The organism is Pseudomonas fildesensis, from assembly GCF_001050345.1.
GTDB classification, from domain to species: Bacteria; Pseudomonadota; Gammaproteobacteria; order Pseudomonadales; family Pseudomonadaceae; genus Aquipseudomonas; species Aquipseudomonas fildesensis.
The window spans coordinates 305,014-320,994 of sequence record NZ_LFMW01000039.1; the positions used below are offsets into that span (position 1 = coordinate 305,014).

A 15,981-nucleotide genomic window follows, 5' to 3' on the forward strand; every position below is an offset into this window, starting at 1 on the left:
TGATCAGTCGGTCACTAGGACGCGAGGCCAAATCCCGCGCCGCTTTCAGCGCGTCTTGTAAACGTTTTTGTAGCGGGTGGTAGCCGCCGTATGCCCCTGGAAATCGGTGACGTCGCTGTAGACCAGCACCGTGTCGGTCATCTGTGACACCGGCAGGATTGCGCCCACTTGCTCATCCAACTGCTCTTGAATCTGCCGGTACTGAGCCAACTGCTTGCCCGCATCGGGCTCGACCTCGGCACTCTCGATCAACTGGTTCAACTCGGGGCTGTAGAACGAGGTGCGCCAGCCCTGGAAGTTGCTCAACTTGGCTTCGTCGCGGTTGTCCGGGTTGTACACCAGGGTGCGCAAGCTGGAATGAGGATGGCGCTCCGCGCCGCCACCGCCGCGGCCGACAATGATGTCGAAGCTGCGCTCACGCATGGCACCGTAAATCTGGTTGCCAGTGCCGGTGATGATGCTGGCCTCGATGCCGGCCTGGGCGAGGGTCGACTGCAGGTTGGACGCGATATTGATAAACGGTGGCTCGGCCAGCACGCGGATCGTGGTCTTGAAACCTTCGGGGTAGCCCGCCTCGGCCAGGAGCTTCCTGGCGTCGTCGACGTTCAGGCGGTAGCCAGGGTCCGGCAGGCGCGCGGCCAGGCCCAGGGGCAGCGGGCGCTGGTTGATCAGGCCGTAGTGCGGCATCACCGTCTGGTTGATGCCCTGGTAATCGATCAGCGAACGCACCGCTTTACGCACCCGAGCGTCCGCGAACATCGGCTGTTTCACGCTCAGGGCCACGTAGTACAAGGTGCCTCGCTGCAGGGTCTGGGTGCGCACCTTGGGGTTGTCTTGCAGGGCCTGGATATCGGGAGCGGACATGCCTTTGGCAATGTCCAGGTCACCGCGCTCGATCATCAGCCGCAACGACTGGGACTCGGTCATGTTGCGCATGACGATCCGCTTGAGCTTGGCCGGGCCGTCCCAGTAACCGTCGAAGCGGGTCATCAGCAGCACGTCGTTGGCGCGCCAGTCGTTGAGCACGAAAGCACCGCTGCCGGCGGCATGGGTCACCAGCCAGGCGGCACCCATGTCGTTGCCCTTCTGATGTTCGAGAACCGTTTTACGATCAAGGATAAACGCGCTGGGCGAGGTCGCCAGGGTGTTGAGCACCAGGAGCGGATCGGTCGGTCGTGGCAGTTCGATCACGAAGGTCGTGGGGTCGGTCGCACGCATATAGCGCTCGACGTTTTGTGCACTGAAACCATAGGCCTTCCAGGTCGAGGCCAGCGCGAGGTTGAGCTTGAGCACCCGGTGCAGCGACCAGGCCACATCTTCGGCACTCAGCGAGTTACCCGACTGGAATTTCACATCGGAACGCAGGTTGAAGGTCAGCGTCTTGCGGTCCTCGCTGACCTGCCAGCGCTCGGCAAGGGCCGGCACTAACTGGTCGGGCCTGGCCACGTCCTGCACCAGCAACATGTCATAGAGATTGGCATTGATCTCCGACACATCCAGCCCGGTAGCCGCTGCGGGATCCAGGGACAGCAAATTGATCATGCTCATGCCGACAATCAACTGGTCGGCCGGAGTCTTGGCATGCGCAGCCGGCACTGCGCCAACCACCAGGGCCGCTGCCAGCACCCGCGCCCACAACGAAGGAAGAATGCTCATAGTAAAAACGCCTTTCTTATATTTATAGGGCTCTTGGGTTTCCCGGCGGTGGCCGGGAAACCTGAGTTCACATCAGAAGCGGGTGAGTGTGTTGGCCTCGATAAACTCGAAATCGATGTCCTCTCCCAGGCCAGGCAGGTCAGACAGATGAACAAAACCATCGCTGTCCATCGGGTCCACCAGGCGCTTGAGGTAAGCCGGGACTTCATCGTAATCCAGGTACGGATGCAGCAACCCGCGCTCGTACCAGGTGCAGTTCTTGATGGCCCCGACCACCGCCAGATTGGCCGCGCCATTGCCGTGAATTTCGCAATCCATCCCAAAGGATTCGGCCATGTGCGCCACCTTCAAGCAGGGTGCAATACCGCCGACTCCAGCCACGCCGGCACGCAGGATGTCGCACACATCATTCTTCACCCAACTGGCACGACTCAAGTGCTTGCCAGCCAGGGTTTCCGGCCCCAGCACCGGAATGTCCAACTGGCCGGCGAGCCACGCATAGGATTCGGCGGAGTCCTCCATCATGGGTTCTTCGAACCAGGCGAAATCTAGCTTCTGTAACTCGCGACCGATGTACAGGGCGTCAGTGCGGTTGTACCAGTGATAGCCGTCGAGCATCAGCGCGATGTCCGGGCCCACCGCCTCGCGCACTGCGGCACAGGCTTTAACGTCGATGCGCGGGCTCGGGGCGAATGACACCGGCGGCATCCAGGTGTGCAACTTGATCGCCTTGTAGCCGCGCTCGACCAGGGTTTCGGCAAAACGCCCATAGTCTTCAGGGGTTGCCAGGCCGCCGGGTAATTCGTCGCCACACATGGTTGAGCCGTAAGCGGGAACCTTGTCTCGGAAGCCGCCGATAAGTTTGTGCACCGGCACACCCAGCTTGCGCCCGGCCCAATCCCACAGCGCCTGTTCCACCAGGGCCAGGGCGCGGTCGGTCAACTGACTGGCGCTGCCACGCTGCCAGTGCACCAGGTCGTGCCAGATTTTTTCCCGATCAAAAGCGTTCTGCCCCAGCAGCACCTTGCGCACAAAACCATCGAGCACATAAGGGCGGATCAATTCCGGCGGCCCAAAGGCATAACCCTCGGCGCCCTCCTCGGTCTGAATGCGCAGCAGGGCCATCTTGGCCGGGGCGACTTCGCCTGGATGGGCGTGGCCGGCACTGTCTACGGCACGGCGAGTCGGATAGGAAAATACCTGGACGTTGACTGCGGTAATTCTCATGGACGTCTTTAGCCTTCTTATTGAATTTGTGACAGGAGCGTCGCCTGCTGAAAACGATCATAGGTCATCGTACAACATTTGAAAAGCCGCCAAATTCGCACCTTAATCCCTCCTGAATAACCCGCAAACCCGCTAAAAACCTCATTATTAAAGACAACTACAAATAACCTGATCCGATAATATCGCCGTATTCATTGAGCATATGTGTATCAATATGTTTCAAAATGACCATTAGTACGTAGACCATCGCCTAGTCATACGATAACGTATCTCTGCGCGCAAAATGTAACCAACCCGTAACAACTCACGGTCGATAGACCGGTAAAAAACTCCAACAAAAACAATAAAAGAAGACCGTATGAACACCACCCTACGTACACTTTTGACTGTCGCCACCATCAGCCTGCCCTTCTGCGCCAGTGCCGATTCCGCCAACATCAACTACCGCCATCAGTTCACCGAGGACGACAGCGCTCACGCTGACCGGATCAAGCTCGGCTACCGAATGGATAGCGGCCTGGGGTTCGAGGGGGAGTTGAAATACCGCACGGCCGGGGATCGCAAAGACGTCGCCTACGACAACATAATCAACAACGGCCACGAGCTCACAGTGAGTTATATCTACAAGCTCAGCCCGCAATCGACCCTGACCCCGGCTTTCCAGATGGACAGCTCGAAGGACTCGACAACCTATAAGGTCGGCCTCAAGTACAGCTACAAGATCAACGATGCCTTCTACGTCGCCACTCGCTACCGTCTGGACACCAAGAAGCTTGATCGTGACCAGATCAACGAGGACTTGCCTGACCGCATCAAGGACAACCAGCACACCAATCGCTTCGAGGGCTGGCTGGGCTATACCCCGGCCAGCAAGTGGGCCTTTGAATACCAGTACATCTATTTCAAGACCGACTACATCCGCTACGACAACAAGAAGAGCGACTACGAACAGAACATGATCGTGAAGTACAAGCTCACCAAGGAATGGGCCCCGTTCATGGAAATCGGCGACGTCAAAGTCAACTCCACCAGCGAAGACCGCCAGGCGCGCTGGCGTTTGGGGGTCCAGTACAACTTCATGTAACGCCAGGCCCTGCGTGGCGATGCTCGATGGATTGCCACGCAGGCTTCACCTCCACCGATAGGGAAGATTCAGCGTGACCACAACCAAACCCTTCAACCGCATTCTGCTGACCGGTGCCGCTGGCGGCCTGGGGCAAATCCTGCGGGAAACCCTGCAAGCCCACGCCAACGTCGTGCGCGCCTCCGACATCAGCCCCATGGCGCCCGGCGCCGGTGATCATGAAGAAGTCATTGAGTGCAACCTGGCCGACAAAAGCGGGGTTCACTCACTGGCCAAGGATGTGGATGTCATCGTCCACTTGGGCGGGATTTCCACTGAGAGGGCGTTCGAGGAGATTCTCGACGCCAATATTCGCGGCACGTTTCATATTTATGAGGCGGCGCGCAAACACCGGATCAAGCGCGTGGTGTTCGCCAGCTCCAATCATGTCACCGGCTTTCATCGTCAGGATCAGGAACTGGATGCCCGCAGCGAGCGCCGACCGGATGGTTATTACGCCCTGTCCAAATCCTACGGCGAAGACATGGCCACCTTTTATTTCGAGCGTTATGGCATTGAAACCGTCAGCCTGAGAATCGGCTCTTCATTTGCAGAGCCGCACAACCGACGAATGATGTCCACCTGGCTGAGTTACCGGGACCTGGGGCAACTGATGGAGCGCGCGCTGCTGGCTGATGATGTGGGGCATACCGTGGTGTACGGCGTTTCCGCCAACCGCAGCACCTGGTGGAATAACCGCCATGCCTCGCACCTGGGCTTTATCCCGCAGGACAGTTCGGAAGCGTTTCGCGAAAAAATCGAACGACAGCCCGCACCCGCGGCGAACGATCCCGATCTGCTGTTCCAGGGCGGCGCCTTCACCGCGGCCGGGCCGTTTGAAAACAATTGAGCCCGGCTCAGTCAGCGGGCGTTGCCGCCTCGTAAGACCGGCGCATACGCTCGCGGCTGTTGGACAAGTGCAAGCGCATGGCGGCGCGCGCCGCGTCAGAGTCGCCTCGCGCGATCGCCTGATAGATGGCTTCATGCTCGCGACTCAGACGCTCTACATACGGCTCCTTGTCGTTGTTGGCCTGGCGTGTGGAGTGCACCCGCGCACGCGGAAGTATGCTCACTTCAAGGTGCAACATGATGTCGGTGAAGTAGCGGTTTCCGGTGGACAGGGCAATCTGCTGGTGAAACTGAAAGTCCGCGGCTACGGCATAGTCGGCGCTGATGGCACTGGACTTGAGGATATCGAGGGAGTCACGCATCAACTGCAGTTGCTCACTCGTACGCCGGTGACTGGCCAGCCCGGCCGCTTCCACTTCCAGGCTGATGCGCAGCTCAAGCACCGCCAGCACGTCGCCCAGGGTGACAATACTGGCCGGGTCGATTCGAAAGCCGCTCGGGCTCGGAATGTCACAGACAAACGTGCCGATGCCATGCCGGGTTTCTACCAGGCCTGCAGCCTGCAGGCGGGAGATGGCCTCACGCACCACAGTGCGGCTGACGCCATGTTCTTGCATGACCTGTGACTCGGTGGGGAGCTTGGCCGAGTTCGCAAGCTCGCCGTCATAGATGCGCCGCGACAGCTCGGCGACCAACTCCTCGGCCATGCTGCGGTGCTTTCGACGAGCAGTGGGTTGGACGTTCGGGTAGTCCATCAGGAGCACTTATCTCGGTTTGCGAATGAGCACTCATAATAGCTCAAGCGGTTGTACGACAACATGCATCTCATACTCAGCGTTCAAGCCCTACGAGAAGAACAACCTGATTGGCTCAAGCGACAGCCGCACCACCGACGATGGCAAGCTCAAGGTAACAACCCACAACACCCCCGCTCGAGAACATCTCCGCGCGCGCTTCGGCCAGGCGGCATTAGCAACCACTTCACCGACTCATTCACCCGGGCGCGCCAGACCTACGGATGCTCCCTGGAGAAAATCTTCGCTGGCGTCGAAGAGTCAATGTGTTGCCTGGATGCTCATGCCCCGCCTATCCGACGCCTCAATGGATCCAATATAACCAGAACACAAAAAGACAAGTCCGATAATCGCACTATTAATGACCTTAAAACCAAAAAACACGATTGACTCCACTAATCGCCAGCCATTTAATGGATCCATTAAATAAGAACAATCACTTGCCTGGAGAATCGCCATGTATCCCAAGAACATTTGGTACGTCGCCTGCACACCCGATGAAATCGCTCAAAAGCCCTTGGGTCGGCAGATCTGCGGTGAAAAAATGGCGTTTTATCGTGGCCCGGAAGGCAACGTCGTGGCCATCGAGGACTTCTGCCCCCATCGCGGCGCACCTCTATCTCTGGGCTATGTCGAAAACGGTAATCTGGTTTGCGGCTACCACGGCCTGGTCATGGGTGGCGACGGCAAGACCGTCGAAATGCCTGGGCAGCGGGTGCGCGGCTTTCCGTGCAACAAGACCTTCGCTGCGGTTGAACGCTACGGCTTCATTTGGGTATGGCCAGGCGATCAGGCCCTGGCCGACCCCGCCCTGATCCATCACCTGGAATGGGCGGTGAGTGATGAATGGGCCTATGGTGGCGGCTTGTTTGACATCCAGTGCGATTACCGCCTGATGATCGACAACCTGATGGACCTGACCCACGAAACCTATGTTCACGCCTCCAGCATCGGCCAGAAAGAAATCGACGAAGCAGCGCCCGTGACAACGGTCGAAGGCGACGAAGTGGTGACCGCCCGGCATATGGAAAACATCATGGCCCCGCCGTTCTGGCGTATGGCCCTGCGCGGCAATAACCTTGCCGATGATGTGCCGGTGGACCGCTGGCAGATCTGCCGCTTCACGCCGCCCAGCCATGTGCTGATCGAAGTCGGCGTCGCCCATGCCGGCAAGGGCGGCTACAACGCCGCGCCCGAGCATAAGGCCGCAAGCATCGTGGTGGACTTCATCACCCCGCAAACCGATACCTCGATCTGGTACTTCTGGGGCATGGCGCGCAGCTTCAATCCACAGGACCAGGCACTGACCGCCAGCATTCGCGAAGGCCAGGGGAAAATTTTCAGCGAAGACCTGGAGATGCTTGAACGCCAGCAACAGAACCTCCTTGCCCACCCGACACGCAACCTGCTCAAGCTCAATATCGATGCCGGCGGTGTGCAGTCGCGCAAGATCCTGGAGCGCCTGATCGCCAAGGAACGCTCCCTCGAACCGCAACTGATTGCCACGACCACCGCCTGAACAACGCGGCAATACTCCGAGGACTGAATATGATCGATGTGGTGGTGGTCTCGCGTAACAACGAAGCCCAGGACATTTGCAGCTATGAGCTAGCCAGCGCCGATGGCAAACCGCTGCCGGCCTTCAGCGCCGGCGCCCATATCGACGTGCATTTGCCCGATGGGGTGATCCGTCAATATTCCCTGTGCAATCACCCTGAAGAACGCCATCGCTACCTGATCGGCGTACTCAAGGACCCGGCTTCCCGGGGCGGCTCCTGCAGCCTGCACGAACAGATACACAAGGGCGCTAACCTGAAGATCAGCGAACCGCGCAACCTGTTCCCCCTGGCACACGAAGCCCGACGCAGCCTGCTGTTTGCGGGCGGTATCGGCATCACTCCGATCTTATGCATGGCCGAACGCCTGGCCCATGGCGGTGCCGACTTCGAACTGCATTATTGCGCCCGCTCCAGCGAGCGCGCGGCCTTTGTCCAGCGCCTCAAGGACTCATCGTTTGCCGAGCGGGTATTCCTTCATTTCGATGAGCAGCCCCACACAGCCCTGAATGCAGCCGAGGTGCTGGCGACGCCCGGAGACAACGTGCATCTCTACGTCTGCGGCCCCGGCGGTTTCATGCAGCATGTGCTCGATAGCGCCCGTGCCCAGGGCTGGCAGGAGGATTGCCTGCATCGCGAGTATTTCGCTGCTGCCCCGGTGGACAGCAGCCTCGATGGACGCTTTTCGGTCAAGGTCGCCAGCAGCGGCCAGGTATTCGAAATACCGGCCGACAAGACGGTGGTCCAGGTCCTGGAAAGTCACGGCATCGAGATTGCCGTGTCCTGCGAACAAGGCATTTGCGGCACGTGCCTGACCCGCGTGCTGGAAGGCGTACCGGAGCACCGCGATCTGTTCCTCACCGAGCAGGAGCAAGCCCTGAATGACCAGTTCACCCCCTGCTGCTCGCGCGCCAAAACCCCACTGCTGGTGCTCGATATCTGAAGCGCGTTACTGCGCACGCAGGATGACCTTCATCCTTGCGTTTTCGGTCGCAGAGCTGAAGATCTCAGCGTAACGCAAGGTCGCGTTAGCGTGCTCGCGCATGATGGCTTCGGCACGCGCGCCCTGGCGACTGACCAGGGCGTCGAATACCGAATGGTGCTGCATGTGGGCATAGTTGAAGCGCCGGTATTCTCGGGCCATGTCCTCGCGATCCACCGCCAGCGCATTCACCGAAGCGAACGGCAGGTGATCATTGCGCGCCAGGGCATCGGCGATGGCCGGGTTATGGCTGCCTTCGACGATGACGTGGTGAAAACGCATGTTGAGATCGTGATACACCTCAAGGTCGTCCTCTGTCACGTAGCCCTTGGCGAACAGCTGATCGCCCTCCACCAGACACCGCTCAAGCACCACGCGCGCCTCGTCGGACAAGCCTCGCTCCGCGGCTTGACGCGCGGCAAGGCCTTCGAGCACACCCCGCACCTCGACCGCGCCAGCGATGTCACCGGGGCTGACCGAACGTACCTGGTACCCCCGCCCACCAAACGGCACCAGCAAACCTTCCTGTTCCAGGGTACGGAACGCCATGCGCACGGGCATGCGCGACACGCCGAACAACTGTGCCGTGGGAATTTCCATCAGACGTTCGCCCGCCGCCAACTCCCCGCTGGCAATCATTTTGCGCAGTGCAACCAGCACCAATTGACCGGGCTTACTCATCCAGGCAACTTCCAGAACATGTAGGCCGCCATAGTACCGCAAGCCTCGCTCCCCTCGGCAACCATCGTGGGTAATCTATCCACCCGCAGAACAAGCCACTATAGTCAACAACAGTCTTTTTGCCGGTGGTGGCCACTTATGAACGCTATACCTGCCCAGGAAGTCGCCGGCCATTGCCTGCAGGCTTTCACTCAGCTTGTTCATGTCAGTCAGGCCGCGTTTTACTGCGTCGATCGACAACTGCAAGCCCGTGATTTCCGATTGCACGGCATGAGCGGCGAGATGCATCGCGACTATTTGGACAACTACCGGCAGTTCGATCCGCTGCAACCGAGTAACTGCGCATCCAGCGGGTTGAACGTGGTGCCACTGAGCTTTGCCATGGCCAGGCAGCCTCAACGGGACAATCACCGTTATCAGGATTTCCTGTTGCGCTACGGGGTCGTCGATGTCGTCGAAATCCTCGCCCACCGCGCCGGCCAGCCTCAAGCGGCGATCTCTCTGTTACGCACCGCCGAACAAGGCGCCTTCACCCTTGATCAGCTAAGCCAGCTCAACGCCTTGCAGTCCCTGCTGCAACTGGCCGTCGCGAACATACAACCGAATGAAGACCCGCTGATCGACCTGACGCCCAGAGAGCGGCAGATCGCCTTATTGTTGCGCCAGGGCGCGAGCAACAAACAGCTGGCACAGGAACTGAACGTCGGCTTGCCGACCATCAAGACCCACCTGATCAACCTGTTCCGCAAGACCCACGCAAGTAGCCGCACCGAGTTGGTGGGGATACTGTTTCTCTAGTTCAACCATCCGGTTGATAGGCGAGACCTTCTGCGAACTGCATGCTCCAGCGTGTTAATTCACGCAACCGGAGTATTGCAATGACAACTTCTTCTGACTGGATTACCGTCGGCGCACTGGCCGACGGTTTCGCCCCTGAAGCCTTCATCCTGCCCAATCTGGCCGACCTGAGCGACAAGGTCTTCACCCTGAACTTCGCCAGCGGCGGGCAGATCGAACATCGTTTCAACGCCGAAACGCTGTCATGGTCTGCAGCCGATGGTCATTCCAGCGGCACGGCGCCCTACCGGGCCACGTCCATCCGCCCTGGTTTGTACCTGGTGGATTTCATCAAGCATGAGAACGACTTGAGCTCGTCCATCAGCCTGGTCCTGGACACTCACAGCGCTTCGTTCACCGCAGTCATCGGCCGTATGCCGACTCAAGCAAACAGCGCTGAAGGCCTCTACGGCCGAGCCCTGGCCGGCAAACCCCTGACATCCGTTGAGGTCGACTTCGTCCACGGCAGCCTCGACCGACCCTGGCAGGCAGGCCAGTGCCCGCACGTCCCCACCAACGAGCTGACCGGCCTGCGCAACCTGTATCGCTACAGCCCCAGCGAGGTCTACGAGCACATCTACCTCAACGATCAGTTCTATGCCTGGCAATGCCTTGAAGGTGTTGAGAAAGGCTTGTGTGATACCGATCGCTGCCATTACTACAAAATCGCCGATCAACTCTACCTGTTCGTCTGGCGCGAAAAGATCATCCCGACCCTCGGCCTGGTACTGATCGATATGCAACAACACCGCAGTGACGGCAAGATTTTCGGTTACGCCTCAGCGTCCTTCGATGAGTTGTCGAACTTCCCGGTCAGCTCTTACTGCCAGGTACTTAACCGCACGGAGTATCCTGATGCGTGAACCTCGTACCGTCGTTATCACCGGCGCCGGCACCGGCATCGGGGCCGCCTGCGCCCGACTGTACGCCGCCGAAGGGGCCAACCTGGTACTGATCGGCCGTCGTCGCGAACCGTTGGAGCAGGTAGCTGAAAAAACCGGTGGCTTGGTGCTGGTGGGCGATGCAGCCTGCCCAGCGACCTGGGAAGCTTTTGTCGCGCAGATCAGCCAGCGCTATGGTCGGCTTGATGTGTTGCTGGCCTGTGCCGGCGGCCACGGCCTGGGCAACGCCACGCAAACCAGCCCACAGACGTGGGAAGCGGCTCTGCGCAGCAACCTCGACAGCGCCTTTTATAGCGCACGAGCCTGCCTGCCGCTGCTGCTGGAGAGCGCAGGCAACATCGTACTGATTGGTTCGATCGCCTCCCTGGCCGCGGGGCCCGAAGTCTGCGGCTACACCACCGCCAAGCATGCACTGCTCGGTCTTAATCGCTCGCTGGCCCGGGATTACGGCCCTCGCGGCGTGCGGGTAAATGCGGTATGCCCGGGCTGGGTGCGCACGCCGATGGCCGATCAGGAGATGGAACCCCTGATGGAATTTTATGGCGAGACGCTGCAGCAAGCCTATGACCGGGTTTGCGCCGACGTGCCGCTACGCCGGCCGGCCAGCGCCGAGGAAATTGCCAGGGTCTGTCGCTTCCTGGCGTCCAGTGAGGCATCGATTATCACCGGCGCGACACTGGTGGCCGACGGCGGTTCGACCATCGTCGATGTGCCGACCCTGGCTTATGCCCACATGGAACCATCTCATGATTAAAGATCTGGATTTCAGCGGCCGCACCGTACTGGTAACCGGCGGCGCTCAGGGTATTGGTCGTGCCATTGTCGAAGCCTTCGCCTTGCGCGGTGCTCGTGTGGTAATCGCCGATCTGCAATTGCCCGCGGCCCAGGAACTGGCCAACGAGCTGTCAGGACGCGCTTGCCAGGTTGAAGCGGTGAGTGTCGATCTGGCGGAATCTACGGCCGTGTTTAATCTGGTTCAAGCGTTGGAAGAACGTCTGGGGCGGCTGGATATTTTGGTACATAACGCCGGATATTTTCCACTGACGCCATTCGCCGAGATTACACCAGCAATTCTTGAACGGACCCTGGCGGTCAACCTCTCGGCGTTGTTCTGGCTGACCCAGGCAGCGTTACCCATGTTCCACCGCCAGGGTCACGGCTGCGTGCTGGTGACCTCGTCGGTCACCGGCCCGCGTGTGGCCTATCCGGGGCTGAGTCACTACGCCGCATCAAAGGCCGGGGTCAACGGATTCATCCGCAACGCGGCGCTGGAGCTGGCGGGGGTGAATGTGCGGGTCAACGGTGTGGAGCCCGGAATGATCGCAACGCCTGCCATGGGGAATTTGGGGGATGATCAGCTGAATGAAAATATCGCCAGCCGGGTGCCCTTGGGCCGACTGGGCAAACCGGCCGATATCGCTGGGGCCATGTTGTTTCTGGCGTCAGACCTGGCGGCTTATATTACTGGGCAGACGCTGGTGGTCGACGGCGGGTCTACCTTGCCGGAAGTTTGAAACCAGGCGACTGAACGTGGAGAAGGGGCTGCACAAGCCCCTTCTCCCCTTCCGTCACTATGAGTGTTTGTGCTGATGCAGCATCGTCTGAATCTGCTGCGTAGCCTGACGGGTATTCTCCGCCAGCTTGCGCACCTCATCGGCCACCACCGAAAACCCGCGCCCGACATCACCCGCCCGAGCCGCTTCAATGGCCGCGTTCAACGCCAACAGATTGGTCTGGTCAGCAATGCCTTTGATCACCCCCACCACCGTTGCAATCTGGCTATAGGTCGCCTCATTTTGCTCAAGCATTTGCTGGTGGGTCGCCTTGGCCGAACGCTCATCACTGATATCCCGTACCGCACCGATCACACGGGTCAAACGTCCCGACTCATCACGCACTGCAAGCCCTCGTTCACGACACCAGATGTAGTCGCGGGTTTTGTGGCGCATCCGGTATTCGAAGACGTACTCGGCGCTGCCGTGAGAACTGAGGATTTCCCGGTCGAAGATCGCCATGATTTTCGGCAAATCCTGCGGATGCGTGATACCGACCTGCGCATCCCAGCCATCGGGTAACTCATGGGGCGCATAGCCCATCAGCAGGCGAAACTGATTGGAAAAGCGCATGCAACTGGCCGGGTGCTGAATATCACCGTTGACCACGCAGATGTCCCAGCAGCCTTCAGTCAGCGTCGATTGCAACAACTCCCAGATGTGCGCCTCATGTTGATGGTGCAGGGTCCGTTGAGTGTGCTGGCTCAACTCGGCCTGAAGACTCTTTTCGCGATGCCGAGCCTGCTCGAGTTCCTCACGAAGCGTTTCCAGCGCTTGCCCGCTGCGCTCCAGCAGGACGGCCTGATCCTTGGCCAACTCCGCGGCCAACAGTTGCTGCTGCGCGAACCGGGCCCTTTCGTGCGTGAACTGTTCCAGTTGCAAGGCCTCATCGAGTGCCTGCTGCTGTTTATGCTTTTTGAAGAACATCAGCCTGTCCTTTGTTCATCGAGTCGAAACACTGGATCTGATCGCAAACCAAGCATGATTGCTTGCACCAGGTTGCGGCCCTGCTTGTTCCAGCCTGCCATAAGAAAAACGGCGCCCTCAGGCGCCGTAAACAATCGATGGTTATCAGCAATGACTGATCACAGTCGTGAAGGCGGCCGCTGACAAGCATTGAATGGCGGCACCTGACCACGCCAGGGTTGAGCACGCTCAAGCTGTGCGGCGAGTGCCAATAACGTACTTTCCTCGCCAAAGCGCCCCGCAAAATGCGCGCCCATCGGCAGTCCACCGGCGCTCCAATACAACGGCACCGACATCGCCGGCTGACCACTGGCGTTGAACAGCGCAGTGAACGGCGAGTAACTGTGGAAACGCTCGATCAGTTCTTCAAGGCTCATGCTGTCGTCTTGCAAATCAAGTTCGCCAATGGGTACCGGCTCACGTGTCAGGGTCGGCGTCAGGATCACATCGTAGTTCTGCATGAACACCGCCAACTGCCGGCCCAAGGCATGAATCCACTCCACCGCGCCCGCATATTGCGCGCCGCTGACGTCACCCTTGCTACGCAAGATAATCCGCGTCCGGGCTTCCAGTTCTTCAGGCTGCACCGCAAACCCGCGCATCTGGCCCAATACATCGACATAGTGACGAGTACTCGCGCCAATGATTGTAAAGACCTGATCCAGAAACTCCGGCAACACCACCGGCAAGCTGACCGGTTCAACACGGTGGCCGAGGGACTGGCACAATCTGGCGGCCTGGCGCACCGCTTCCAGGCTCTCAGTCGAGGTCGGCCAGGGCCCTAACTGCTCAACCAGCCCGATACGCAGTGGACGCGGATCACGCTGCACGGCCGCGAAGTACGGTAGCGTCTGCACCGGCGCAGCGTAAGGCGCACCCAGATCGATCCCCGCCGTCGCATCGAGCAACGCCGCGCTGTCACGCACCGATAAGGTGACAGCATGCGGTGTACCCATTCCGGCCCAGCCCTCTCCGACCATCGGTCCCGAAGGCAGCAGCCCGCGGCTCGGCTTGAGCCCGAAGACCCCACAGCAGGAGGCTGGAACCCGCAATGATCCGCCGCCATCATTGCCATGGGCGAAAGGTACTACGCGTGCGGCAACCAGCGCGGCTGCCCCGCCGCTGGAACCACCCGCACTGTGCGCGAGGTTCCAGGGGTTGCGCGTGGCGCCAAAACGGCTCGATTCGGTGGAGTAAGAGGTACCGAACTCCGGGGAGGTGCTGGTCCCGACAATCAAGCAACCCGCACCTCGCAAACGCGTCACGATTTCAGATTCAAAATCTGCCCGAAAACCTCCCAGCGACTGCGAGCCATTGGTCATCGCCGCCCCATTGACTGGAGAGAAAAGGTCTTTGATCAGCGTCGGTACGCCGCTGAAAACACCGTCCCTGGACCTCGACTCGCGTGCCGCCTGACGCGCCGAGTCGTAAAGCCGTTCGGCCACCGCGTTAAGCTGCGGCTCAACCAGTTCAATACGATCAATGACCGCTTCAAGTAGCTCGCCGGGCTGCACTTCACCGCGCTTAACCCACTCGGCCAGACCTGTGGCGTCTTCAATGTCCAGCAAGTTCTGGATGTCTTGCATACCCATGCTCCTAGTACCTATAAATTACGAATGACTTGATCCAACAGCGGCGACAATGGCTTTACGTCGCGCCTGCACGCCGGCCAGTGCCCAAACCAATGCTGAGGCAAAACTGGCGACCGCCAACCACTGGATCGAATGGCGCAGGTCACCCGCAAAAGCACTGATCAGTGCCACCACCAGCGGGCTGACAAATTGGCCAAAATATAGAAAGGCAGTGAACCCACCCAACCCGCGCCCGCGGGTTTTGGCAGTCAGGGCATTCATCACGGGGGCCATCGCATTGGGCACCAAAAGCCCGGCACCCAGACCGTGGATGAGCACCGCCACCAACACCTCGTTGTAGCTTTGCGCGCGCATCAGCAGCCATAGCCCGAGCCCCAGCATTGCCAGCAACAACGCATTGCAACCCGCGACACCGATGCGTCGGCGCAACAGCGGCCACATCAACGACCCGCCCAGCGTTGCCAGCAGGCTCAATCCTGCCGACAGCCCGATCAACGTGCTCGAGGTGACGCCCAGACTGACCAACAGAACAGGGGCCTGAATCGGTACGATAAAACTCAACACCATCCCGCTGAGGATCAGCATGTATCCGATGATCAGTGGCACCACAGCGACCTTTCCTGTATCGGGCTCCTCGAACTGTTGCTTACCCGTCGCAGGTTCCCACAACACTTTCATCATCACCGGCACCAACAGCAGCGGCAGCAAGTAGAGCAAGAATGGGAGCCGCCAGGAGTGCTCACCCAACGCCCCGCCGACGACAAAAAACAGCGAACCCACCAGGCCAATGGTCACCACTTGGCGATTGACGTAGCGCAGCCGTTCCTCGCCCCGCCAATAGTCCGCAATCAACGTGGCGCAACAGGTCATCACCGCCGCTTCAGCGCAGCCAAACAGCAGGCGTACACCCACAATGGCCGACAAGTTATCCAGCACTGCCGGTACCGCTCCCAGCAAGGCATACAGCAGGGTTGCGAGCACAAGTAACGCCTTGCGTCCTACCCGATCGGCTAACCACCCAGCCAAGGGGGCGCACAAAGCGATGGCCAATGCCGGCCCAGTGATAGCCAGCGGCACCAGTAAACCCGCCTGGGGGTTAAGGGGGCCAAACTCGGCGCCGAGCTTGGGCAGGATCGGCGCAATCATCACCGAACCCATGATGGTCAGGCTGCTGCCAAGCATCAGTACCAGCCCCTCACGTCGCCCAGTGGCTTGACGCGGCGCAGACAGGGTCGCGGGTGAAACTGCGTGTGATTGATTCAT

General features: G+C 59.7%; 15 protein-coding genes. 8 read left to right on the top strand and 7 right to left on the bottom strand.

Features of this window, described 5'->3' with window-relative positions:
• Window positions 1-45: 45 nt before the first annotated feature.
• Window positions 46-1,656, bottom strand: a complete 1,611-nt coding sequence (locus ACR52_RS28605) for an ABC transporter substrate-binding protein (RefSeq protein ID WP_048731738.1) — start codon at window positions 1,654-1,656, stop codon at window positions 46-48.
• Window positions 1,657-1,728: 72 nt separating this feature from the next.
• Window positions 1,729-2,883, bottom strand: coding sequence for a mandelate racemase family protein (locus ACR52_RS28610; protein ID WP_048731739.1), 1,155 nt, complete (start codon window positions 2,881-2,883; stop codon window positions 1,729-1,731).
• A gap of 358 nt (window positions 2,884-3,241) precedes the next feature.
• On the opposite strand from ACR52_RS28610, the gene ACR52_RS28615 reads away from it, so the two are divergent.
• Entirely contained in the window at window positions 3,242-3,967 is a 726-nt protein-coding gene (locus ACR52_RS28615) for an oligogalacturonate-specific porin KdgM family protein (RefSeq protein WP_048731741.1), read from the top strand.
• A gap of 73 nt (window positions 3,968-4,040) precedes the next feature.
• The gene (locus ACR52_RS28620; RefSeq protein ID WP_048731743.1) at window positions 4,041-4,856 is read left to right on the top strand and encodes an NAD-dependent epimerase/dehydratase family protein; all 816 of its coding nucleotides are present in this window, start codon (window positions 4,041-4,043) and stop codon (window positions 4,854-4,856) included.
• Between the two features lie 7 nt (window positions 4,857-4,863).
• Here ACR52_RS28620 and ACR52_RS28625 read toward each other — a convergent pair whose 3' ends face one another.
• Entirely contained in the window at window positions 4,864-5,610 is a 747-nt protein-coding gene (locus ACR52_RS28625) for a FadR/GntR family transcriptional regulator (protein ID WP_048731745.1), read from the bottom strand.
• A 496-nt stretch (window positions 5,611-6,106) separates the two neighbouring features.
• Here ACR52_RS28625 and ACR52_RS28630 point away from each other — a divergent pair, with 496 nt between their 5' ends.
• Both ACR52_RS28630 and ACR52_RS28635 read left to right on the top strand, forming a co-directional pair.
• Complete coding sequence (locus tag ACR52_RS28630) at window positions 6,107-7,168, top strand: aromatic ring-hydroxylating oxygenase subunit alpha (RefSeq protein ID WP_048731746.1); 1,062 nt, start codon at window positions 6,107-6,109, stop codon at window positions 7,166-7,168.
• Window positions 7,169-7,197: 29 nt separating this feature from the next.
• On the top strand, window positions 7,198-8,148 hold the full coding sequence (locus ACR52_RS28635; RefSeq protein WP_048731747.1) for a PDR/VanB family oxidoreductase: 951 nt from the start codon (window positions 7,198-7,200) through the stop codon (window positions 8,146-8,148).
• A 6-nt stretch (window positions 8,149-8,154) separates the two neighbouring features.
• Here the strand turns inward: ACR52_RS28635 and ACR52_RS28640 are convergent, their stop codons facing one another.
• Window positions 8,155-8,868, bottom strand: a complete 714-nt coding sequence (locus ACR52_RS28640; protein ID WP_048731749.1) for a GntR family transcriptional regulator — start codon at window positions 8,866-8,868, stop codon at window positions 8,155-8,157.
• Window positions 8,869-9,006: 138 nt separating this feature from the next.
• On the opposite strand from ACR52_RS28640, the gene ACR52_RS28645 reads away from it, so the two are divergent.
• The 4 genes from ACR52_RS28645 to ACR52_RS28660 all read left to right on the top strand — a co-directional run bounded on the left by ACR52_RS28645 (window position 9,007) and on the right by ACR52_RS28660 (window position 12,121).
• Window positions 9,007-9,666 carry a helix-turn-helix transcriptional regulator gene (locus ACR52_RS28645; protein WP_048731750.1) on the top strand — a complete coding sequence of 220 codons (660 nt, stop codon included), beginning with the start codon at window positions 9,007-9,009 and terminating at the stop codon, window positions 9,664-9,666.
• An 80-nt stretch (window positions 9,667-9,746) separates the two neighbouring features.
• Window positions 9,747-10,568 carry a molybdenum cofactor biosynthesis F family protein gene (locus ACR52_RS28650; protein ID WP_048731752.1) on the top strand — a complete coding sequence of 274 codons (822 nt, stop codon included), beginning with the start codon at window positions 9,747-9,749 and terminating at the stop codon, window positions 10,566-10,568.
• A complete protein-coding gene (locus tag ACR52_RS28655; protein WP_048731754.1) occupies window positions 10,561-11,361 on the top strand; it encodes an SDR family NAD(P)-dependent oxidoreductase in 801 nt (266 codons plus the stop codon). The genes ACR52_RS28650 and ACR52_RS28655 overlap by 8 nt, the downstream gene beginning before the upstream one ends.
• On the top strand, window positions 11,354-12,121 hold the full coding sequence (locus ACR52_RS28660) for an SDR family oxidoreductase (protein ID WP_048731755.1): 768 nt from the start codon (window positions 11,354-11,356) through the stop codon (window positions 12,119-12,121). Before ACR52_RS28655 ends, ACR52_RS28660 begins: the two co-directional genes overlap by 8 nt.
• 57 nt (window positions 12,122-12,178) lie before the next feature.
• On the opposite strand, the gene ACR52_RS31635 is transcribed toward ACR52_RS28660, so the two are convergent.
• The 3 genes from ACR52_RS31635 to ACR52_RS28675 form a co-directional block, all read right to left on the bottom strand.
• Entirely contained in the window at window positions 12,179-13,087 is a 909-nt protein-coding gene (locus tag ACR52_RS31635) for a methyl-accepting chemotaxis protein (RefSeq protein WP_048731757.1), read from the bottom strand.
• A gap of 158 nt (window positions 13,088-13,245) precedes the next feature.
• The gene (locus ACR52_RS28670; RefSeq protein ID WP_173439356.1) at window positions 13,246-14,718 is read right to left on the bottom strand and encodes an amidase; all 1,473 of its coding nucleotides are present in this window, start codon (window positions 14,716-14,718) and stop codon (window positions 13,246-13,248) included.
• Window positions 14,719-14,736: 18 nt separating this feature from the next.
• On the bottom strand, window positions 14,737-15,981 hold the full coding sequence (locus ACR52_RS28675; protein ID WP_048731760.1) for an MFS transporter: 1,245 nt from the start codon (window positions 15,979-15,981) through the stop codon (window positions 14,737-14,739).